The sequence below is a fragment of the Pseudomonas wayambapalatensis genome, from assembly GCF_049942315.1.
In the GTDB taxonomy this organism is placed as follows: Bacteria; Pseudomonadota; Gammaproteobacteria; order Pseudomonadales; family Pseudomonadaceae; genus Aquipseudomonas; species Aquipseudomonas wayambapalatensis.
The window spans coordinates 1-21,614 of sequence record NZ_JBNFMU010000132.1 but is presented as its reverse complement, the minus strand read 5'-3'; the positions used below and the strand labels follow the sequence as shown (position 1 = coordinate 21,614).

General features: G+C 63.1%; 20 protein-coding genes. 11 read left to right on the top strand and 9 right to left on the bottom strand.

Annotated elements, in window-relative coordinates; all coding sequences use genetic code 11:
* From ACPZMI_RS07615 to ACPZMI_RS07600, 4 genes are all read left to right on the top strand, one after another.
* On the top strand, nt 1-488 hold a 488-nt coding region (locus tag ACPZMI_RS07615), incomplete at its 5' end, for an OmpA family protein (protein WP_426351984.1).
* Nucleotides 489-545: 57 nt separating this feature from the next.
* Entirely contained in the window at nt 546-1,268 is a 723-nt protein-coding gene (locus tag ACPZMI_RS07610; protein WP_186668477.1) for a PA1041 family peptidoglycan-binding anchor lipoprotein, read from the top strand.
* A 108-nt stretch (nt 1,269-1,376) separates the two neighbouring features.
* A complete protein-coding gene (locus ACPZMI_RS07605; RefSeq protein ID WP_065863069.1) occupies nt 1,377-1,652 on the top strand; it encodes a DUF1145 domain-containing protein in 276 nt (91 codons plus the stop codon).
* Nucleotides 1,645-2,403 (top strand): collagen-like protein, encoded by a 759-nt coding sequence (locus tag ACPZMI_RS07600; protein WP_426351983.1) that lies wholly within the window; start codon nt 1,645-1,647, stop codon nt 2,401-2,403. Before ACPZMI_RS07605 ends, ACPZMI_RS07600 begins: the two co-directional genes overlap by 8 nt.
* Before the next feature lie 67 nt (nt 2,404-2,470).
* On the opposite strand, the gene ACPZMI_RS07595 is transcribed toward ACPZMI_RS07600, so the two are convergent.
* A complete protein-coding gene (locus ACPZMI_RS07595) occupies nt 2,471-2,935 on the bottom strand; it encodes a CopD family protein (protein ID WP_186668473.1) in 465 nt (154 codons plus the stop codon).
* Nucleotides 2,936-3,033: 98 nt separating this feature from the next.
* Between ACPZMI_RS07595 and dinG the strand changes: the two genes are divergently transcribed.
* The 6 genes from dinG (at nt 3,034) to ACPZMI_RS07565 (ending at nt 11,256) form a co-directional block, all read left to right on the top strand.
* Complete coding sequence (gene dinG, locus ACPZMI_RS07590) at nt 3,034-5,178, top strand: ATP-dependent DNA helicase DinG (RefSeq protein ID WP_054891763.1); 2,145 nt, start codon at nt 3,034-3,036, stop codon at nt 5,176-5,178.
* Nucleotides 5,179-5,257: 79 nt separating this feature from the next.
* The gene (locus tag ACPZMI_RS07585; protein ID WP_426351982.1) at nt 5,258-7,495 is read left to right on the top strand and encodes a beta-galactosidase; all 2,238 of its coding nucleotides are present in this window, start codon (nt 5,258-5,260) and stop codon (nt 7,493-7,495) included.
* A gap of 130 nt (nt 7,496-7,625) precedes the next feature.
* Nucleotides 7,626-8,771 carry a serine hydrolase gene (locus ACPZMI_RS07580; RefSeq protein ID WP_186720736.1) on the top strand — a complete coding sequence of 382 codons (1,146 nt, stop codon included), beginning with the start codon at nt 7,626-7,628 and terminating at the stop codon, nt 8,769-8,771.
* Nucleotides 8,772-8,870: 99 nt separating this feature from the next.
* Entirely contained in the window at nt 8,871-9,860 is a 990-nt protein-coding gene (locus ACPZMI_RS07575; RefSeq protein WP_186720738.1) for an OmpA family protein, read from the top strand.
* A 20-nt stretch (nt 9,861-9,880) separates the two neighbouring features.
* Nucleotides 9,881-10,528, top strand: coding sequence for a pyridoxamine 5'-phosphate oxidase (gene pdxH, locus ACPZMI_RS07570; RefSeq protein WP_186711167.1), 648 nt, complete (start codon nt 9,881-9,883; stop codon nt 10,526-10,528).
* Between the two features lie 263 nt (nt 10,529-10,791).
* Nucleotides 10,792-11,256: an outer membrane lipoprotein gene (locus ACPZMI_RS07565; RefSeq protein ID WP_054891758.1), complete on the top strand. Its 465-nt coding sequence runs from the start codon at nt 10,792-10,794 to the stop codon at nt 11,254-11,256.
* Between the two features lie 65 nt (nt 11,257-11,321).
* Here ACPZMI_RS07565 and nhaA read toward each other — a convergent pair whose 3' ends face one another.
* The 8 genes from nhaA to ACPZMI_RS07525 form a co-directional block, all read right to left on the bottom strand.
* The gene (nhaA, locus tag ACPZMI_RS07560) at nt 11,322-12,512 is read right to left on the bottom strand and encodes a Na+/H+ antiporter NhaA (protein ID WP_426351981.1); all 1,191 of its coding nucleotides are present in this window, start codon (nt 12,510-12,512) and stop codon (nt 11,322-11,324) included.
* A gap of 650 nt (nt 12,513-13,162) precedes the next feature.
* Nucleotides 13,163-14,776, bottom strand: a complete 1,614-nt coding sequence (locus tag ACPZMI_RS07555) for an NAD(P)/FAD-dependent oxidoreductase (RefSeq protein WP_288374546.1) — start codon at nt 14,774-14,776, stop codon at nt 13,163-13,165.
* Between the two features lie 103 nt (nt 14,777-14,879).
* Nucleotides 14,880-15,554, bottom strand: coding sequence for a COG3650 family protein (locus tag ACPZMI_RS07550; protein ID WP_186668458.1), 675 nt, complete (start codon nt 15,552-15,554; stop codon nt 14,880-14,882).
* 143 nt (nt 15,555-15,697) lie between these two features.
* Nucleotides 15,698-16,399: an ABC transporter ATP-binding protein gene (locus ACPZMI_RS07545; protein WP_054891753.1), complete on the bottom strand. Its 702-nt coding sequence runs from the start codon at nt 16,397-16,399 to the stop codon at nt 15,698-15,700.
* Nucleotides 16,400-17,167: a high-affinity branched-chain amino acid ABC transporter ATP-binding protein LivG gene (gene livG / locus ACPZMI_RS07540; RefSeq protein ID WP_186710863.1), complete on the bottom strand. Its 768-nt coding sequence runs from the start codon at nt 17,165-17,167 to the stop codon at nt 16,400-16,402. It abuts the gene before it with no gap.
* Complete coding sequence (locus ACPZMI_RS07535) at nt 17,164-18,420, bottom strand: high-affinity branched-chain amino acid ABC transporter permease LivM (RefSeq protein ID WP_054891751.1); 1,257 nt, start codon at nt 18,418-18,420, stop codon at nt 17,164-17,166. The genes livG and ACPZMI_RS07535 overlap by 4 nt, the downstream gene beginning before the upstream one ends.
* Nucleotides 18,417-19,340: a high-affinity branched-chain amino acid ABC transporter permease LivH gene (gene livH / locus ACPZMI_RS07530; RefSeq protein ID WP_039575990.1), complete on the bottom strand. Its 924-nt coding sequence runs from the start codon at nt 19,338-19,340 to the stop codon at nt 18,417-18,419. Before livH ends, ACPZMI_RS07535 begins: the two co-directional genes overlap by 4 nt.
* Before the next feature lie 226 nt (nt 19,341-19,566).
* Nucleotides 19,567-20,682, bottom strand: coding sequence for a branched-chain amino acid ABC transporter substrate-binding protein (locus ACPZMI_RS07525; protein WP_054891749.1), 1,116 nt, complete (start codon nt 20,680-20,682; stop codon nt 19,567-19,569).
* A gap of 360 nt (nt 20,683-21,042) precedes the next feature.
* Between ACPZMI_RS07525 and ACPZMI_RS07520 the strand changes: the two genes are divergently transcribed.
* Entirely contained in the window at nt 21,043-21,348 is a 306-nt protein-coding gene (locus ACPZMI_RS07520) for a DUF2288 domain-containing protein (protein WP_186668452.1), read from the top strand.
* The last annotated feature ends 266 nt before the right edge of the window (nt 21,349-21,614 follow it).

Sequence of the window (21,614 nt, the reverse complement as noted above, 5' to 3'; positions counted from 1 at the left end):
GAGAGGGGGAAGAATCTGGCGATGGCTTGCCCTCGCGTGTCGACATTTCCCCTCTCCCCCCGCTCTTTTCACAGGTCGATGCCAACGGTTGCCCGCCCGAGCCGGTCGCCGTGGTCGAGGAAGTCGTCGTGGTCGAGAAGGAGGAAGTCATCGTCATTCGTGACGTGCACTTCGAGTTCGATTCCGCGCGCCTGACTGCCACCGACAAGGAACGCCTGAACACCATTGCCACGCGCCTGAAGCAGGAAGCGCCGAGCGCTCGTCTGAGCGTGACCGGCCACACCGACAGCGTCGGCTCCGACCGCTACAACCAGAAACTCTCCGAGCGTCGTGCCCACTCGGTGACCGACTATCTGGTGAGCAGCGGCGTGCCACGCAGCAGCTTCGTTTCGGTAGTGGGGGCAGGCGAGGCCCAGCCGGTGGCTGACAATGCCACGGCTGACGGTCGTGCGATGAACCGGCGCACCGAGATCAAGATCCAGCGCTGACGGCCCGCGCCCACGTCTTTAGCCGTGGCGTGGGCGCATTCACCGGGGACATGATCCATGAATACCTTGTCGAAGACGGCTGTGTCGCTGCTGCTGGCCTCCAGCCTGCTGAACGGGTGCGCTACCCACAGTGATGGCAGCGCCCCCCTCAATCAACGGACCTGGCCGGTCTGCAGTCTGCTCGGCGGGCTGGTCGGTGGCGGCCTGGGTGCGATCGAAAGTTCCAGTTGGGCGACGGGGGCCGGTGTTGCCGGAGCCATTGCCGGTGGCCTGATCTGTTATGCCCAGGACGGTGACGAAGATGGCGATGGGGTGTTCGACCGTCGTGATCGTTGCCCGGACACCCCCAAAGGTACGGCGGTCGACCACATGGGCTGCCCGCTTGCGCAGTATCCGCCTTCGACGCCCAAACCCGAGGCTCCAGCACCTGCGCCTGAGGTGATCACCCTCGACGATCAGGGCCAGGTGCTGTTTGCGTTCGACTCTGCACAGTTGTCGGCCGCTGCCCAGCAGCGCCTGCAAGCGCTGTTGCCGAAGCTCGGCGATCCCGGCGTGACCGCCATCAGGGTGATCGGGCATACCGATAGCGTAGGCACCGACCGCTATAACCAGGGCCTGTCCGAGCGCCGCGCGGCCAGTGTTGCGCAGTACCTGATCGGCCAGGGGCTGTCGCCGGCCAAGGTGACCAGCCAAGGTCGCGGTGAAAGCGAGCCGGTGGCCGACAACGACACCGACGAGGGGCGAGCGAAGAACCGACGGGTGGAGCTGCACCTGAACTGAATCGCCTCTGGCGCGCGCCCTGGCGCGGCGGTACTGTTGTGCGCATGGCCCGCTCGAACGGGCCGCGTGCACATAACAAGACAGTACAAGACAGTCGGGGGGCGGGGTATGAAGTTCATCCTGGGCCTGGGCAAGGCCCTGACGGTGGTTTTCTGGTGGGTGGTGCTGGTCAATCTGTTGATGCCGCAGCCCCTGCCGTTCAATCTGCTGATCAATGCGGCAGGCATCACGCTGCTGGGCTTGCATGTGCTGGAGGTGTTGTTCTTCAACGCCAGCCTGCGCGGGCGCAGCCATCGCTGGTTCGATCGCTTGCAGATCCTGCTGACCGGCATCTTCCATGTCATGTCCATTCCCCGTCCGCAGGAGGCTTCGCGCCATGCGTAAGTTGATGTTGCTGGCCGCGCTGGCCACCCCGCTGGCCCAGGCCGAGAGTCTCGAAGTCGCTGCCCATTCGATGCTGCGCCTGCCGAACAAGTCGTCCAGCGTGCACCTGGAGCGTTTGCAGGTGGCCGACTCGGCGACCTTGCTGCTGCCGGCCACGCTCACCGCGCTGAAGATCGATCATCTTGAACTGGGACGCGATGCGCGCATTGCCATCGCCCCGGCGCAAAGCGCCTTGAGCATCGAGGCGAGCAGTGCCGTGCTGGGCGTCGGTAGTGAAATCAGCGCGCCGGGGGCGCCGGGCAGCTACGAGCGTGCGGCGCGCCCCGGTCGTGACCTCGACCTGCGCCTGCAGACGCTGGAGGCCGAGCAACTGTCGATCGACGCCCGTGGCGGCGCTGGGGCACCGGGCTATGCTGGCCTCGATGGGGGGAATGGCACGTCGGGAGGTTGTACCTGGGGCACTGCCAGCCGCGGCGCGAACGGTGACAACGGCGGCAACGGGCATGACGGCGCGGCCGGAGGAAGGATTCGCCTGGCCCTGCCGGCAGATTTCCCGCAGGAGCGCATCCAGGTACGCCTCGATGGCGGTGCACCGGGCAAGCCGGGCGCTGCCGGCAAGGCCGGGCAGGGTGGTGCGAGCAAAGGGTGCCTTGTGTATCGCACCGAGGCCGGTGCCAACGGTCGTCCGGGCCTGCCAGGGCAACCGGGGCTTGCCGGTACGGCGGGGGAGTTGATTCTGCAGCGGCTTTGACACAAGCGCTTTACGCGCCCGAGCGTTTGCGTTTCCAGGGCTGCGTCGCGGCCCTGGGTCAACGACTTCAGAACATGACGCGAGCGCTGGCCACTGCCACCACGGCAATGCCCAGCAGCAGGTTGATCCCCACCATCCGTCGGATCCTGCCCAGCACCCCGGCACCCGCCGGCCAGTCCTCGGCCTGCACCGCAGCGCGCAGCTCCGGCAGCAGCAGCGCGTGCACGCGCAGGAACAAGGCAAACATCACGATCCCGCCGCCCATCATCAGTTGTACATAGCGGGGCGCGGTCTCGAAGCCGGAAAATCGCAGGTGCAACATGCCGATACCACTTATCGCCAGCACCGCTATCGCCAGCCAGACCCATCCGAAGAAGCGTCGGAATACTTCCACCCACAGCCGCAGCCGCGCGGGCCCTTCCAGCGCTGCGACAGTCGCCGGGCGCAGTACCAGCCAGGCGAAGAACATCCCGCCAACCCAGACAAGGGCGGCCAGGACATGCAGTGTGTAGGGCAGGGCAAAGGCGAGCATCCGGATCTCCATGCGGCATAAAGGGCAATAGCGGGGTATGATAGCCGCCCCATGCGAAACACTGAAAATATATCCAGCCCTTTGGGCGCCCGCAGACCATGATCAGCAACGAACTCAAAGCCACCATCCAGGGCGCCTATTCGCGTTTTCTCGAAGCCAAGAGCCTCAAGCCGCGTTACGGCCAGCGCCTGATGATCGCCGAAGTGGCCAAGGTACTCGGCGACATCGCCTGCGATGATGAAGGCCGTCGGGCCGGCGAGCCTGCCGTGGTCGCGGTCGAGGCCGGCACCGGTACCGGCAAGACGGTCGCCTACAGCCTCGCCGCGATTCCCGCCGCCAAGGCCGCCGGCAAGCGCCTGGTGATCGCCACCGCCACCGTCGCCCTGCAGGAGCAGATCGTCTTCAAGGACCTGCCCGACCTGATGCGCAACAGCGGTTTGAACTTCAGCTTCGCCCTGGCCAAGGGGCGTGGCCGCTACCTGTGCCTGTCCAAGCTCGACGTACTGCTGCAGGAGGGTCACGCCCAGTCGGCTACCGCCCAGCTGTTCGAGGAAGAAGGCTTCCATATCGAAGTCGACGAGCGCAGCCAGAAGCTGTTCAACAGCATGATCGAGAAACTGGCCGGCAACCGTTGGGACGGCGACCGCGACAGTTGGTCGGAAACCCTCGAGGACCAGGACTGGGCGCGCCTGACCACCGACCACAGCCAGTGCACCGGCCGGCATTGCCCGAACTTCCAGCAGTGCGTGTTCTACAAGGCGCGCGAAGGCATGGGCAAGGTGGATGTGATCGTCACCAACCACGACATGGTCCTGGCCGACCTGGCGCTGGGCGGCGGCGCGGTGCTGCCCGACCCGCGCGACACGATGTACGTGTTTGACGAGGGCCACCACCTGCCAGACAAGGCCATCGGCCATTTCGCCCATTATTCGCGGCTGCGCTCCACGGCCGACTGGCTGGAGCAGACCGCCAAGAACCTCACCAAGCTGTTGGCCCAGCACCCGTTGCCAGGCGACCTGGGCAAGCTGATCGAGCAGGTGCCGGAGCTGGCGCGGGAAATCCGTACCCAGCAGCAGTTCATGTTCACCCTGTGCGAGCAGGTCGCCGATTTCCGGCCCGGTGAAGACATGGAAGGGCGTGATCGTCCGCGCTACCGCTTCGAGGGGGGCGTGGTGCCCGAGCAGATCCGCGAGGTCGGCATCGAGCTGAAAAAAGGCTTCGCGCGTCTCAATGATCTGTTCACCCGGCTTGCCGACCTGCTCAAGGAAGGCATGGACGGTGAAGTCAACATCGGCATCGCCAGCCACCAGGCCGAAGAGTGGTACCCGTTGTTCGGCAGCCTGGTCACCCGTGCCCAGGGCAACTGGGAGCTGTGGACCGCCTTCACCGCCGAAGACCCGGAAGACAGTCCGCCCATGGCGCGCTGGCTGACGCTGGCCGAGAGTGGGGCGCTGTTCGACATCGAGGTCAACGCCAGCCCGATCCTCGCCGCCGAAATGCTGCGCCGCAGCCTGTGGAGCGTTGCCCATGGTGCACTGGTCACCTCGGCGACCTTGACGGCCCTGGGCAAGTTCGATCGCTTCCGCATGCGCTCCGGCCTGCCGCGCGATGCGGTGACCTGCGTCGTACCCAGCCCATTCGTGCATGGCGATGCCGGCTTGCTGCGGGTGCCCGATCTGGGTGCCGACCCGCGCGATGCGGCGGGCCACACGGCGGCGATCATCCGCGAATTGCCGAACATCGTCGAAGAAGCCCGTGGTGCGCTGGTGCTGTTCTCTTCGCGCAAGCAGATGCAGGACGTGTTCGATGGTCTGGACCGCGACTGGCGCAAGCTGGTGCTGATCCAGGGCAACCTGTCCAAGCAGGAAACGCTCAACAAGCACAAGGCGCGGGTCGATGACGGTCAGCACAGTGTGTTGTTCGGCCTGGCCAGTTTCGCCGAGGGCGTCGACCTGCCAGGTGCTTATTGCGAGCACGTGGTCATCGCCAAGATTCCGTTCGCCGTGCCGGACGATCCGGTCGAGGCGGCCCTGGCGGAGTGGATCGAGGCGCGTGGCGGTAACCCGTTCATGGAAATCGCCGTACCCGACGCCTCCCTGCGCCTGATCCAGGCCTGCGGTCGCCTGCTGCGTACCGAGCAGGACCGTGGCGTCATCACCTTGCTTGATCGACGCCTGGTCACCCAGCGCTACGGCAAAGCTATTCTCAATGCGCTGCCGCCCTTCCGGCGGGAGATCCAGTAACGGCCGGAGCATGATGCTCCGGCCCGTTGTCCATGACTCGATCAGGCCCATGAGGGCCTTGAAGGAGAGCCACGTCCACATGATCCGCCGTACCTTGCCCGTCGTTTTCACCCTGCTCTTCAGTACCCCGTTGCTGGCAGCCCAGCAGACGTTGTTCAGCTTCGTACGCCCGACTTCGGTCGTCACCGTGACCACCGAGGACACGGGCATGCCGCAGTACAACGCGGAGCAAACAGCCGAAGGCGAGGTGCTGCGGCGCGTGGTGTTCAACCCGGTGGAGCGTCCGACCCTGCGCCTGAGCCCGCAGGCCGGTACCTGGGATTGGTCGACGGGGCAGTTTCTGACGCTACGCCTGCAAAGTGCGATGGACTGGGCCTTGACCGTGGACGTCACGCTGCTGGGCAGCGACGGGCGTACGCTCACCAGCCGCATCGACCTGCCAGCGGGCCCGGCACAAACGGTGATGGTGCCGCTCAAGGCCAGTTCGCCGTTGAGCCAGGGCATGCGTGCCGGTCCACCGATGCCCTGGACGTACGAAGGACAGCGTGTGCTGTTGACCAGCAGCGAGGGTGAGGTAGACCTCAAGCAGGTGGTTTCGATCAGCCTGAGCATTCCGCGACCCAAGGTCGCGCAGAACCTGCTGATCGAAAAGGTCGGGATACAGGATGATGACCAGGCATACCGGGCAGCCTACGGCGATCTGATCGACGCCTATGGCCAGTCCACCCGCGCACGCTGGCCGGAAAAAATCGTCAACGATGAACAACTCAAGGCCGCCGATACGCGTGAACGGCAGCAGCTCAAGGCTTGGCTGGCCGAGCGCGACAGGCAGAAACTGGACACCTACGGCGGCCTGGTGGCCGGCCCGGCCTTCGAAGCCACCGGCTTCTTCCGCACTGAAAAGCGCGATGGCCGCTGGTTCCTGGTGACCCCGCAGGGGCACCCGTTCTACTCGCTGGGCGTCAACGCGGTGGCCGCCGATGGCGGGCGCACCTACGTCGCGGGCCGCGAATCGATGTTCAAAGGGTTGCCCGGGGAGGGTGACCCGCTCGCGGCGTTCTATGGTGAGGGCAACAATGACGACGGCAATGCGTCTTCCCAGGGGCGCGGGTTCAAGCAAGGGCGTTGGTTCGACTTCTATGCTGCCAACCTGCAGCGTACCTATGCCAGGCCCTGCGCCCCTGCGGCCGAGGGCCAGCCGCCAACGAACTGCCCGGCAGCCGGTGTCGATGCCGAACGCTGGCAGGTGCACAGCCTCGATCGTTTACAGGCCTGGGGTTTCAACACCCTGGGTAACTGGAGCGATCCGGCCCTGGGTCAGGCCAAGCGCATGCCGTACACCCTGCCACTATCGATTGTCGGCGACTATGCCAGCATCAGCACTGGCATGGACTGGTGGGGGCGCATGCCCGACCCGTTCGACCCACGATTTGCCATGGCCACCGAGCGCGCCGTAGCCATTGCCGCGCGGGACCATCGCGACGACCCCTGGCTGATCGGTTATTTCGCCGACAACGAACTGGCCTGGGCGGCGCCGGGCGATGACCCCAAGGCACGCTATGGCCTGGCCTACGGCACCTTGCGTCTGACCACCGATGTGCCGGCCAAGCGCGCCTTCCTCAAGCAGTTGCGTGACAAATACCGAAACCAGGAGGGGTTGTCGAAGGCCTGGGGCATCGAACTGAAGGCCTGGGAGCTCATGGAGGACCCGGGTTTCGAGGCGCCCCTGCCCAACCCGGAGCATCCGGAAATCGAGCGTGACTACCAGTACTTCCAGCAGGTGTTCGCACAGACCTACTTCAAGACCATCTCCGATGCGCTGAAATGGCATGCGCCCAACCATTTGTTGTTGGGTGGACGCTACGCGGTCAGCACGCCTGAGGCGGTGAAGGCCTGCGCCGAGTTCTGCGATGTGCTCAGTTTCAACTTCTATACCCTCAAGCCCGAGGATGGCTACGACTTCGCCCGGTTGGTCGAGCTGGACAAACCGGTGCTGGTCTCGGAGTTCCAGTTTGGCTCCCGGGACCGTGGCCCTTTCTGGCCAGGGCCGCTCGAGGTGGCGCGTGAAGAGGACCGTGGGCCTGCCTACCGCAATTTCCTCAAGGCAGCCCTGGCTCAGCCGATGATCGTTGGCGCTCACTGGTTCCAATACCTTGACCAGCCCGCCAGCGGGCGCCTGCTCGATGGGGAGAATGGGCATCTGGGCTTGGTCGCTATCACCGATGTGGCGTATTCGGGTTTTGTCGAGGCCGTGCGTCGGAGCAACCAGCAGGCCCTGGAGCAATTGCGCGCGGGGCTTGAGGTCAAGGCGCCCTGAAGGTGACAGTTTGGTTCAGCCAAACCCCAAGGTTTTCCTTACAACCTTCCAGCCACATTCAGTATGCAAACCCGCCAACTACTGAAACAATGCACGACTTTGTAAGACAGGTCGTACGGAGAGTAGGCGGGTGCAGATCCAGGGTCACTATGAGCTGAAGTTCGAAGCGGTGCGCGAGGCGTTTGCGGCATTGTTCAATGATCCCCAGGAGCGTGGCGCGGCGCTGTGCATCCAGGTAGGGGGCGAAACCGTCATCGATCTTTGGGCTGGAAGTGCCGACAAGGACGGCCAGCAGGCCTGGCACAGCGATACCATCGCCAACCTGTTCTCCTGCACCAAGACCTTCACTGCCGTGACTGCGTTGCAACTGGTGGGCGAGGGCAAGCTGGCCCTGGACCTTCCGGTGATTCGGTACTGGCCGGAGTTTGCCCAGGCGGGCAAGGAAGGCATCACCCTGCGTCAGTTGCTCAGCCATCGCGCCGGCCTGCCGGCAATCCGTGAGCTGTTGCCCGCCGAGGCCCTCTACGACTGGCAGGTCATGGTCGATGCCTTGGCTGCCGAAACCCCGTGGTGGACCCCTGGCAGCGAACATGGCTATGCCGCTATCACCTATGGCTGGCTGATCGGTGAACTGATCCGCCGCGCCGATGGCCGCGGCCCTGGTGACTCGATCGTTGCCCGCACTGCGCGCCCGTTGGGCCTGGACTTCCACGTGGGGCTAGCCGATGAGGAGTTCCACCGCGTGGCGCATATCGCCCGTGGCAAGGGTAATCCTGGTGATGCCGCCGCCCAGCGCTTGCTGCAGGTGACCATGCGCGAGCCCGAGGCGTTGTCGACCCGCGCCTTCACCAACCCGCCGGCAATCCTCACCAGCACCAACAAACCCGAGTGGCGACGCATGCAGCAACCGGCTGCCAATGGCCACGGCAATGCCCGCAGCCTGGCGGGTTTCTATGCCGGCCTGCTCGATGGCAGCCTGCTGGAATCCGAACTGCTCGATGAGCTGACCCGCGAGCACAGCCTTGGACAGGATCGCACGCTGTTGACCCAGACCCGTTTTGGCCTGGGCTGCATGCTCGACCAGCCGGATGTCGCCAACGCCACCTTCGGTCTGGGGGCTCGGGCCTTTGGTCATCCGGGGGCGGGCGGATCGGTTGGTTTCGCCGACCCTGAGCACGACGTGGCCTTCGGCTTCGTCACCAATACCCTGGGCCCTTACGTATTGATGGACCCCCGTGCGCAGAAGCTGGTGCGGGTACTGGGCAGTTGCCTTTGATCGGGTAATGCGGGTAATGCCCGATCCCTTTGACTATCCTCAATGCCAACGCCTCGCGTGCGTGGGCAAAATTTCTTTCTAATTCATGGTGTATCGCTGATGTCCTCACAAAAAACCTTAGCACTTGCCCTGTGCCTGGCCATGACCGGCTGCGCCAGCCACTCCCAGGACGCCTCGAAGGACGGTGGCCTCAGCTGGTGGCCGTTCGGTTCGGACAAGGTTGCCGAACAGGACGTGAAGGACGCGGTGACCGAGAAGGTCGCCCAGGCCGATGCCAAGTCCGAAAGCAGCAGCCGCTGGTGGTGGCCGTTCGGCTCCAGCGACAAGCAGGCCGAGGCGCCCGCGGTACCCAAGATCGACCAGAAGGCTACCCAGGCCTGGCTGGACGAGTATGAACCGAAGCTGCGCGAGGCGGCCAAAGACAGCAAGCTTGAAGTCGAGCGTCGTGACAACGTGCTTGCAGTGACCCTGCCGGTCGACGGCTCCTACAACCCGGACCGCCCGAACATGCTGCTGCCGTCTTCTCTGGGCCCGATCACCCGCGTGGCCAAGATCGTCGAAGGCGATCCGAAGACTGCCGTGCTCGTGCTCGGTCACGCTGACACCAGCGGTGTTGCAGTTGCCAATCAGAAGCTCAGCCTCGAGCGTGCAGCCTCGGTCTCGGCGATTTTCCGCTTGAGCGGCCTGCAGCGTGACCGCCTGACCCTCAAGGGCATGGGCGCAGTGATGCCGCGTGCCGCCAACGACAGCGTCGAGGGCCGTGCCTTGAACCGCCGGGTGGAAATGCTGCTGACGCCGCAGAACACCATGGTTGCGCTGTTGGCCAAGTACCAGCAGGCCGCGCCAGCGTCCGTACCGGCAGCGATGGTCGCCACCCAGGACGCCAAGGCCCCGGCCAAGGCCGTTGAGGCCAAACCGGCCGCCAAGCCAACTGCCAAGGCTGCCGCCAAACCGGCTGCGAAGAAGGCCGTGGCGAAAACCGCAGCCAAGCCAGCCGCGAAAAAACCAGCGGCCAAGCCAGCAGCGAAGAAGGCAGCTCCAGCTGCCGACAAGAAAGTCGCCGCCAACAGCCCTGCGAAGACCAATTGATCGTCTGAGGAAACGCAGTCATGACTCAATCCCTGGCCGATATGCGCCGCGACTACACCCGTGATGGCCTGGCCGAGGCCCAGGCCCCGGGCGAGCCGTTCGCGCTGTTCCATCACTGGTTTGGCGAGGCGGTGAAGACCGAGCAGCCACCGGTGGAGGCCAACGCCATGACCCTCGCCACCGTCGATGGCGAGGGGCGTCCGCACTGTCGTGTGCTGTTGCTCAAGGGGCTCGATGAGCGCGGCTTCACCTTTTTCACCAACTATGACAGTGCCAAGGGCCAGCAACTGCTGGCCAACCCGTTCGCGGCCATGACCTTTTTCTGGCCAGCGCTCGAGCGCCAGGTACGGATCGAGGGACGGGTGGAAAAGGTCAGCGCTCAGGAGTCGGACGACTACTACCAGGTACGTCCGCTGGGCAGCCGTCTGGGCGCCTGGGCGTCGCCGCAAAGCCGGGTGATTGCCGATCGTGCCGAGCTCGAAGGGTTGGTCAAGGCCACCGAGGCGCGGTTCTCCGACACCCAGCCGCATTGCCCGGAACATTGGGGCGGCTACCGCCTGCTGCCTGAACGGATCGAATTCTGGCAGGGGCGCTCCAGTCGCTTGCACGATCGCCTCAATTACCGCCTGGTCGATGGTCAGTGGCTGCGTGAGCGGCTGGCACCGTGATCATCAGGGGCCGCTTGCGGCCCCGCCATTGCTCGGCAGGGCGTGGTCCCCATCCAGCCATTCAGCGGCAAAATACCGACCTGCAACGCCTGTCACTGCGACGATGAAGTAATCCACGACTATTATTGGTCTCATTGGTGAAGTGGGCGGCAAGTCGCTTGGCGCCTGTACTCGAGCTGAATGAAAACAATTTAATAACGTTTGTGTCGTGACACCCATCTACACGGGGAGTCTAATGGACACCTGACTTATGGAGATTCCCCATGCGTAAATCCGTTTTGATGGTGGCGAGCTTCACCACCATGGCGCTGTTGCTCGGCGGCTGCCAGTCCAGCCTGACCGGTGACAGCTATTCCCGAGATGAAGCCCGTCGCGTGCAGACCGTGCGCATGGGCACGATTGAATCCCTGCGCCCGGTCAAGATCGAGGGTACCAAGACGCCGATCGGTGGTGGTGCTGGTGCCATCGTCGGTGGTGTCGCGGGCAGTGCCGTCGGCGGTGGTCGTGGCAGTATCGTCGCTGCGGTGATCGGCGCCGTGGCCGGTGGCCTGGCAGGTTCGGCTGCTGAAGAAGGCCTGACCCGCACCCAGGGCGTTGAAATTACCGTGCGTGAAGACGACGGCAGCATGCGCGCCTACGTGCAGCAAGTGCAGCAGAACGAGATCTTCCGCGTGGGCGAGCGCGTGCGCATCATGACCGTCGACGGCACCAGCCGCGTCACTCACTGATTTCGCAGGGCAAAGAAAACCCCGATCCGGCGAGGCCGGTCGGGGTTTTTTAATGCCTGATGCTGTCAGCTGGCTGCAACCGCCACTTGTCGCTTGCGGCTGGCCGCCGCAGTCACGGCATAGCCGATCAATGCTGCGAAGAGCGAGCCGGTGAGGATGCCCATGCGGTCCTCTCCGGCATACTCGCTGACACCGGATGGGAAGGCCAGGGAACCGACGAACAGGCTCATGGTGAAACCGATGCCGCAAAGAATCGCGACGCCAAGCACCTGGCCCCAATTGGCGCCCGCCGGCAGGGTGGCCAGGCGCAGCTTGATGGCCATCCAGGTCAGGCCGAACACGCCGACCGTCTTACCCAGCAGCAATCCGATGGCGATGCCCATGGGCACCGAATGCGTGAAGCTCTCCGCGCTGGCGTTGACCAGGGATACACCTGCATTGGAGAAGGCGAACAGCGGCAGGATCGCGTAGGCCACCCAGGGGTGTAGCGCGTGCTCCAGGGTGAGCAATGGAGAGGTACTTTTCTTGCCGCCCGCGCCCAGCGGGATGAACATGGCCAGGGCCACGCCGGCGAGGGTGGCATGCACGCCGCTCTTCAGCACGCAGACCCAAAGTACCAGCCCCACGATCAGGTAGGGTGCAAGCTTCTTCACCCCTAGACGGTTCATGCCCAGCAGAGCCAGCAGACAGCCCCCTGCAAGCATCAATGCCATGCTCGAAAGCTCGCCGGAATAGAACAGGGCGATGATGATGATCGCACCCAGGTCGTCGATGATCGCAAGGGTCATCAGGAACAGTTTAAGCGAGACAGGCACACGCTTGCCGAGCAGCGCCAGCACGCCAAGGGCGAAAGCGATGTCGGTCGCGGTAGGGATGGCCCAGCCGGCGAGTGTCGCGGGGTTGTCACGGTTGATGAACCAGTAGATCAGCGCCGGGACCAGCATGCCACCGACTGCGGCGGTGGCCGGCAGGATGATCTGCGAAGGTTTCGACAGCTGGCCCTCGAGCACTTCGCGCTTGACCTCCAGCCCGATCAGCAGGAAGAACAATGCCATCAGACCGTCGTTGATCCACAGCAGCAGCGGCTTGGCGATCTCCAGGGGGCCGATTTGCACAGCGACGGGGACGTCGAGAAAACTGACGTACAGATGCGACAGCGGGGAGTTGTTGACGATGAGGGCGATGATCGCCGCGATGATCAGCAGCAAGCCGCTGGCGGCCTCCAGCTGAAGGAAACGATTGATGAGGCTGCGCACGGGGATGGGTCTCCAGTACGTTGATCGAACGGAACGGGAGTACACCCTAACGCGCAACGATATTCTTTAAAACAAAAATTATATTCTTTTTTGTTATAAGTAGTTTCGCTTTGCCCTTGTGAGTCTTGCGCGGAAATATTCGCTTGGATTTTAGGATTACTCAGACAACTAACGGGTCTTTCTACCATTGAAATGCACAATGAAATACTCGTGGGAAAACGTCGCAGCCGAACATGCACGACGGAAGGAAAGTTGGAGGTCGCACAGTAACCTACATCCTGCTTGGATCGTTCACCCGCAAGGTTGGCTACGACAAACCGCGTTCAGGCGACGTGGCGCCTGAGTTTCTCGAGTTCTACTGGGGCAACTGGCTGCGGGGGGCGTTGCCGCTGGCAGCTTTCGATCTTGATGAGCGCAGCGGTTATCGGCAGGCAGTTGCGCCAGCGGCTAGCTTGATGGTGACGCTGGCTCCGCAGCAGCTTGTGGGCGACAGCGGCTTCACTGCGCGCCAGCTGGGAGGTTATCGCAGCGTGACCGCAAGGAGCTGGACAAGACTGCGAGTCGCAAGTTGGGCTATGTGGCCGAGTACCGCAAGAACCGCAGTGCTCGGCAATAGCCGCAACCTCGTGCAACTGGCCTGGCTTTGGGCTTCAGGCCTTGATGCCGAGTATGTCGCGCGCGACCGCTTCAGCGATCCGAATGCCATCGACGCCGGCCGACAGGATGCCGCCGGCATAGCCTGCCCCTTCACCGGCCGGGAACAGGCCCTTGAGATTCAGGCTCTGGTAGTCCTCGCCACGGGTGATGCGCAGCGGTGAGGAGGTGCGCGTCTCGATACCGGTCAGCACTGCATCGTGCAGGTTGTAGCCCTTGATCTGGCGATCGAAGGCCGGTAGCGCTTCGCGAATCGCCTCGATGGCGAAGTCTGGCAGGCTGGGGGCCAGGTCCCCGAGGGTGACGCCTGGTTTATAGGAGGGTTCGACGCTGCCCAGCGCCGTGGACGCACGACCTGCGACGAAATCGCCGACCAGTTGCGCCGGCGCCTGGTAGTTGCTGCCACCCATGACATAGGCGTGGGCTTCCAGGCGTTCCTGCAACTCGATACCAGCCAGCGGGCCGCCCGGGTAGTCACGCTCAGGATCGATGCCCACGACGATGCCAGAGTTGGCATTGCGCTCATTACGCGAATACTGGCTCATGCCGTTGGTGACTACGCGCCCCGGCTCACTGGTGGCCGCGACCACGGTACCACCCGGGCACATGCAGAAGCTGTAGACCGAACGACCGTTCTTGGCGTGGTAGACCAGCTTGTAGTCGGCGGCGCCCAGTTTCGGGTGGCCGGCATACTTGCCCAGGCGCGCCTTGTCGATCAGCGATTGGGGATGCTCGATACGGAAGCCCACCGAGAATGGCTTGGCCTCCATGAACACGCCCTTGGCGTGCAGCATGCGGAAGGTGTCGCGGGCGCTGTGGCCCAGGGCCAGCACTACATGGCGTGAGTGCAGCTGTTCGCCGCTTTCGAGCACCACACCGGTGAGCTGTTCGCCCTCGAGCAGCAAGTCGGTAACCTTTTCCTGGAAGCGGATTTCACCGCCCAGGCTGATGATTTCCTCACGCATCTTCTCGACCATGCTGGTCAGGCGGAAGGTGCCGATGTGTGGCTTGTTGATATAGAGGATTTCTTCCGGCGCACCCGCCTTGACGAATTCTTCGAGCACCTTGCGGCCATGGTGCTGCGGATCCTTGATCTGGCTGTACAGCTTGCCGTCGGAGAAGGTGCCGGCGCCGCCTTCGCCGAACTGCACGTTGGATTCGGGGTTGAGCACGCTCTTGCGCCACAGGCCCCAGGTATCCTTGGTGCGCTGGCGCACTTCCTTGCCGCGTTCGAGCACGATCGGCTTGAAACCCATCTGCGCCAGCAGCAGGCCTGCAAAGATGCCGCACGGGCCGAAGCCGACCACGATCGGACGCTGCTGAAGATCGGCAGGTGCATGTCCGACGAACTTGTAGCTGACGTCCGGTGCCACGCTGATATTGCGATCATCGGCGAACCTGTGCAGAAGCTCGGCTTCGTTGCTGGCTTCAAGGTCGATGGTGTAGATGAACAGCAGCTCGCTGTTCTTCTTGCGCGCATCATAGCTGCGCTTGAACAGGTTGAAGCCGAGCAGTTGCTCGTCGCGGATCCCCAGGCGCTGGACGATAGCCTCGCGCAAGGCTTCGTCGGGATGGTCCAGGGGCAGCTTCAGTTCGGTGATTCGTAGCATGGCAGGGTCCAGTATCCCGGCCATGGGCGGCCGGCAGCTTTACTCAAACCGCCAAGTATAAGCTGTTCGCCGGCCTGACTGGCAGGATAAAAGTACCCGATGATCAGTTGTCGCGCGCACCGCCGTAGTAGGCGCAGCCTTGCAGGGTCTGGCCATCGATGCGCAGTTCGGCGCGTAGGTGGCGCACGGCACCGGTGCCAGGCTCGACGCAACGCTGCGGCGCGACCCACAGCTCGACGCGCTGGCCGTTGGCTTCACTGGACAGGCTAAGGCCGCCGCCGGGCATCTGCTCTTCGAGGAACGGCAGCGGCAGCGGATCCTTGTCGGCACGGTTGATCACCATGCCCTTGCCGCTGGCCTTGATGTCCCAGTCGGGTGCATGCCCGCCGGCACGCAGGGTCAGTTGCTTGAAGTTGGGGTCTTCGCAGGCGCTGGCGGAGTTTTCGACGCGGTACAGCCGGGTGACGTCCAGCTGACCGTCACTGTTGGCCTCGCGGCTGCCGGCCAGGCGCCCGCGGAGGTCGGCGAACAGTGCGGCCTTGGGGCCATTGGCGAGGTTGGCGGCTTCCTGCAGGATACCGGTGCCGGCGGCATCCTTGACCACGAAGCGGCGTGCCTCGCTGCAAGGCTTGAACAGCAACTGACCGTTGGCTGCGCTCAGTTCGCCTTGCATGCGCGTGGTGCCGACGTTCGGGTCGCTTGGTTGCTCGGCGAGCATCTGGCAACCGGCGAACAGGGGCAGCAGGGCAGCGAGCAGCAGGGGAGGGGTGAGGCGCATCGGTGGACTCCGGGGTCGCGGCGGGTTGAAGTTGGCCACGTTACCCAGCGGGGAGCGGCTTCACAAGGGGCAGGCCGCAGGAACAGTACCGGCCACCGAACCTCCACCCCCATGAAAAAAGGGCCCGCAGGCCCTTTGATCATTCAACCACCCAGGTACGCGTCCCGTACCTTCGGATCGGTCAGCAGTGCTTCCCCGGTCCCTTGCATCACCACCTTGCCGTTCTCCAGCACATAGGCGCGGTCGGCGATCTTCAGCGCCTGGTTGGCGTTCTGCTCAACCAGGAACACCGTCACACCATCACGGCGCAGCTGTTCGATGATATCGAAGATCTGCTGGATGATGATCGGCGCCAGGCCCAGCGACGGCTCGTCGAGCAGCAGCAGCTTGGGCTTGCTCATCAGCGCCCGGCCGATGGCCAGCATCTGCTGCTCGCCACCGGACATGGTGCCGCCGCGCTGGGTGAAGCGCTCCTTCAGGCGCGGGAACAGTTGCAGGACCTTGTCCATCTGCTCCTGGTAATCGCCCTTGTCGGTGAAGAAACCGCCCATGGCCAGGTTTTCCTCGACGGTCAGGCGGGCGAACACACGGCGGCCTTCCGGCACGACGGCGATGCTCTTGCGCATGATATGCGAGGAGGGCTGGCCGACCAGCTCTTCGCCCAGGTACTTGATGCTGCCGCTGTGTGCCTGTGGCGAGCCGCACAGGGTCATCAGCAGGGTCGACTTGCCGGCGCCGTTGGCGCCGATCAGCGTGACGATCTCGCCCTGGTTGATTTCCACGTTGACGCTGTGTAGCGCCTGGATCTTGCCGTAGAAGGTGGAAACGTTCTCGAACTTCAGCATTTACGCTTCCCCCAGGTAGGCCTTGATCACATCAGGATTGCAGCGAATCTCTTCCGGCGTGCCATCGGCCAGCGGCGTGCCCTGGTTGATCACCACGATGTGGTCGGAAATGCTCATCACCAGTTTCATGTCGTGCTCGATCAGCAGCACGGTCACGTTGTGCGATTCGCGCAGGTAGCCGATGAGGGCCTTGAGGTCTTCGGTTTCCTTGGGGTTCAGGCCTGCTGCCGGTTCGTCGAGCATGATGATCCGTGGCTGGGTCATCATGCAGCGGGCGATTTCCAGGCGGCGTTGCTGACCGTAGGCCAGGGTGCCGGCGGTACGGTTGGCGAATTCGGTCAGGTTGACCTTCTCCAGCCAGTACTGGGCCCGCTCCATGGCTTCCTTCTCGCTGCGGCGGAAGGACGGGGTCTTGAACAGGCCGGCAAAGAAGTTGGTGTTCAGGTGCCGGTGCTGGGCGATCAGCAGGTTTTCCAGCGCGGTCATTTCCTTGAACAGGCGTACGTTCTGGAAAGTCCGCACCACACCCTTGCGGGCGATCTGGTGGCCGGCCAGGCCCTGGATCGGCTGGCCGTCGAGCAGGATGGTGCCGCCACTTGGCTTGTAGAAGCCGGTCAGGCAGTTGAACACCGTGGTCTTGCCAGCGCCGTTCGGGCCGATCAAGGCCACCACCTGTTTTTCCTTGACGGTCAGGCCCACGCCGTTGACCGCCAACAAGCCGCCGAAGCGCATGCTCAGGCCGCTGACTTGCAGAATTTCGCGGCTCATCGACGCAGCTCCATGTGTGGACGTTGCATAGGCAGCAGGCCTTGCGGACGCCAGATCATCATCAACACCATCAGCGCACCGAACATCAGCATCCGGTATTCGCTGAACTCACGCATCAGCTCAGGCAGCAGGATCATCACGATGGCCGCTAGAATCACGCCCAGCTGAGAGCCCATGCCGCCAAGCACGACGATGGCGAGGATGATCGCCGACTCGATGAAGGTGAACGACTCCGGCGTCACCAGGCCCTGGCGCGCGGCGAAGAAGCTGCCGGCGAAACCGGCGAAGCAGGCACCCAGGGTGAAGGCCGAGAGCTTGATCACGGTAGGGTTCAGGCCCAGCGCGCGGCAGGCGATCTCGTCTTCGCGCAGCGCTTCCCAGGCACGCCCGATCGGCATGCGCAGCAGGCGGTTGATCACGAACAGCGCCAGCAAGGCCAGCAGCAGGGCGACCAGGTAGAGGAAGATGACCTTGTTGATCGAGTTGTATTCCAGCCCGAAGAACTCGTGGAAGGTCTGCATGCCCTCTGCCGCGCGGCGCTCGAAGGTGAGCCCGAAGAACTCGGGTTTGGGGATGTTGCTGATGCCGTTGGGGCCGCCGGTCCAGTCGGTGAGGTTGCGCAGGAACAGGCGAATGATTTCGCCGAAGCCGAGCGTGACGATCGCCAGGTAGTCACCGCGCAGGCGCAGTACCGGGAAGCCGAGCAGGAAGCCGAAGGTCGCGGCCATGAGGCCGGCGATCGGCAGGCAGACCCAGAAGCTCCAGCCCAGGTAGTGCGAGAGCATGGCGTAGCTGTAGGCGCCGACGGCGTAGAAACCGACATAACCCAGGTCGAGCAGGCCGGCCAGGCCGACCACGATGTTCAGGCCCAGGCCCAGCAACACGTAGATCAGGATCAGGGTGGCGATGTCGACCGCGCCGCGCGAGCCGAAGAACGGCCAGATCAGCGCGGCCACGATCAGGCCGAGGATGATCCAGCGCTGGGTCTTGGGCAGGGTCAGGAAGTTGCTGACCGAAGGCGGGATCAGTTTGCGATCCGAGCGCCCGCCCATCACCGAACTCCACTGCTTGTCGAACAGCACGCGCAGGAACATCAGTATCGAACACACGGCAATGATGCTGATGGTGAAGCTGCCCTGGCTGTGCACGATCAGGCTGATGCCGTCGATGCTCAGCTTCAGGCCCAGCACCGGGAAGGCGACGGCCCAGACCAGCAAGGCGCTGAAGAACGCCTGTTTGAGATTTCTGTTCATACTTTTTCAACCTCCGGACGGCCCAGGATGCCGGTCGGCCGGAACAGCAAGACGAGAACCAACAAGCCAAACGCCACCACATCCTTGTATTGGTCGCCGAAGATGTCGGCGCCGAAGGCTTCGGCCACACCCAGCACCAGCCCGCCGAGCATGGCGCCCGGAATGCTGCCGATGCCGCCCAGTACCGCCGCGGTGAAGGCCTTCAGGCCCACCAGGAAACCGGCGTTGGGGTTGATCACCCCGTACTGCATGCTCAGCAGTACGGCCGCCACGGCCGCCAGGGCAGCACCGATGACGAAGGTCAGGGCGATGATGTTGTTGGTGTTGATGCCCAGCAGGTTGGCCATCTTGATGTCCTCGGCGCAGGCGCGGCAGGCGCGGCCCAGACGGGAACGGGAGATGAACAGGGTCAGGCAGGTCATGGCCACCAGAGTGACCACGAACACCAGGATCTGCATGTAGGACACCAGCACTTCCTCCGCACCGCCCGGGCCGAACGAGAAGGCGCCCGGAATCAGGTTGGGGATGGATTTGTCCTTGGAGTCCTGCGACAGGAGCACGGTGTTCTGCAGGAAGATCGACATGCCGATGGCGGAAATCAGCGGGATCAGGCGGTTGCTGTTACGCAGCGGTCGGTAGGCGACCCGCTCGATGCTGTAGCCATAGGCACTGGTGACGCAGATGGTGGCGACGAAGGCCACGGTCATGAGGATCGGCAGCGAGTGAATGCCCATCATGGCCAGCCCCGCGAGGGCGATGAAGGCCACGTAGGATCCGATCATGTACACTTCGCCGTGGGCGAAGTTGATCATCCCGATGATGCCGTACACCATCGTGTAACCGATGGCGATCAAGGCATAGGTGCTGCCGATGGTCAATCCATTAACCAGTTGTTGGAAGAAATGGTAGATCTCAGGCATTACAGCGCTCCTAAAAACCTGATTTGCATTTCGCTGGCGGGCGATGGGCCCGGCCCGTTTCGTGGTCTTCGCCAAGTCAGTGGGCACAGCCAGGAAACCGCGGGTGACGGTTTTAAGATTTTCAGGTGAACCGGCTCCCGGATCGCGGGAATCAGGTCCATGAACCTCGTAAAACAAAGCCCACTGCTCGCACAGTGGGCTTCTCGGTCAGCTATTAGTCACGCAGTTACTGAGGGGAGACTTCGGTCTTCGGCTTGCCGAAGTGCCATTCGTAGACCACGAACTTGAAGTCTTTCAGGTCGCCTTTCTCGTCGTAGGACAGCTCGCCGGTCGGGGTCTTGAACTTGCCGGCGTGGATGGCGGCTGCCACCTTGTCGGTGTCTTCGGACTTGGCGGCTTCGATACCCTTGGCGATCAGCTCGACAGCGGAGTAGGCCGGGAACACGAACGGACCGCTTGGATCCTTGCCGTCAGCCTTGATGGCGTCGACGATGGCCTTGTTCTCAGGGTCAGCGTCGAACGACTTCGGCAGGGTGACCAGCAGGCCTTCGGAAGCGCCCTGGGCGATCTGCGAGATGGAGTCGTTGCCGACACCTTCCGGCCCCATGAACTTGGCTTTCAGGCCCTTCTCTTGCGCCTGGCGCAGGATCAGGCCCAGCTCTGGGTGGTAGCCGCCGTAGTAGACGAAGTCGACGTTGTTCTGCTTGAGCTTCTGGATGATCGAGGAGAAGTCCTTGTCACCGGCGTTCAGGCCTTCGAAGACGGCGACCTTGGTGCCTTTCTTCTCGAGGGTCTGCTTGACCGCGGTAGCGATGCCTTCACCGTACTGCTGCTTGTCGTGCAGGACGGCAACGACCTTGGGCTTGACGTGGTCGGCGATGTAGTTGCCGGCCGCCGGGCCCTGGGCGCTGTCCAGACCGATGGTGCGGAAGATCAGCTTGTAGCCACGCGCGGTGATTTCCGGGGAGGTGGCGGCAGGGGTGATCATGATCACGCCTTCGTCTTCGTAGATGTCGGACGCAGGCTGGGTGGAGCTGGAGCACAAGTGGCCGATGACGAACTTGACGCCGTCGTTGACCACTTTGTTGGCGACTGCAACGGCCTGTTTCGGGTCGCACGCGTCGTCATATTCCTTGGCCTCGAGCATCTTGCCGTCGACGCCACCCTTGGCGTTGATGTCTTTGATGGCCTGTTTGGCGCCGATGAACTGCATGTCGCCATATTGCGTGACCGGACCGGTCTTGGGACCGGCGATGCCGATCTTGATGGTGTCGGCGGCAAACGAATGGCTGGCTACCCCGGCCAGGACCATTGCGGCGAACAGCTTGGAAATCTTGATCATAGTGCTCCACTCATTCTGTTGTAATTCTTATAGTCCTGGCGGCCAGGGCTACAGACCGGGCGGGATTTGCGGCACGCTCGTGCCATGTCGCAAGCCCACCTTCCCCCGGAACATGTCCCGGAACTGTACCGGTACAGTGTAGAGCGCTGTCCGAGCGCTTGAAAAGCGGGCGAAAAGCGCCTGTTTCCCGGGGTGTCGCATGATCGACATAAAGATATAGAAAAGCGCCATCACTTTGCCTCTATCCCGAGCCCAACCCCATATAACCGGGGCCCGTCGATCAAATTACGTATTTGAAACCGGGTTTTTCTGCAAAAATGCCGGCCTTTTCAAATGGCCATTCTGTCGGCAGGAAAACCCATGACTGATCACACAAGCACCCTCTATGCCAAATTGCTCGGCGAGACCGCGATTATCGAGTGGAAAGCCTTGGAGCGTTTCTGGGCCAAGGGTGACCTGATTTGGGTCGACTCCAGCCTGGATCTGATCGCCGTTGCCGAGGCGATGGCCGAGAATCGCAGCGAAATCTTCGCCAAGTGGCGTAACGATGGCGTTGTCGGACCGCTCAGTGCAGAGCAGGCGCTAGACCTGCAAAGCCGCGATCCCGAGATCTGGGCGGTGGTAGTTTCGCCGTTCATCGTGATCCAGGTGAAGAAAGCGGAATAACTGCGGGCTTTTTTAGTGCGTAAAAGTAGTTGATTGCACCTTGTTGGTGCGTGTTGACGCTGACGTAAGGTGGAAGTAAGTAACAAGTCGCCGCTGCGTTCGCCACTGCGGTAACAGTTTACGGGATGCGTAATATCCCCGTAGGAGCGGGCTTGGGCGCGGAGGGGTAGCCAACAGAACCACCACCCTCCCAGAAAAACCAGCACAGCGAAACGCCACCCCCCCCAGAAGCCCATGCCCAAACCCCACCAACCCCCCCCCCCCTC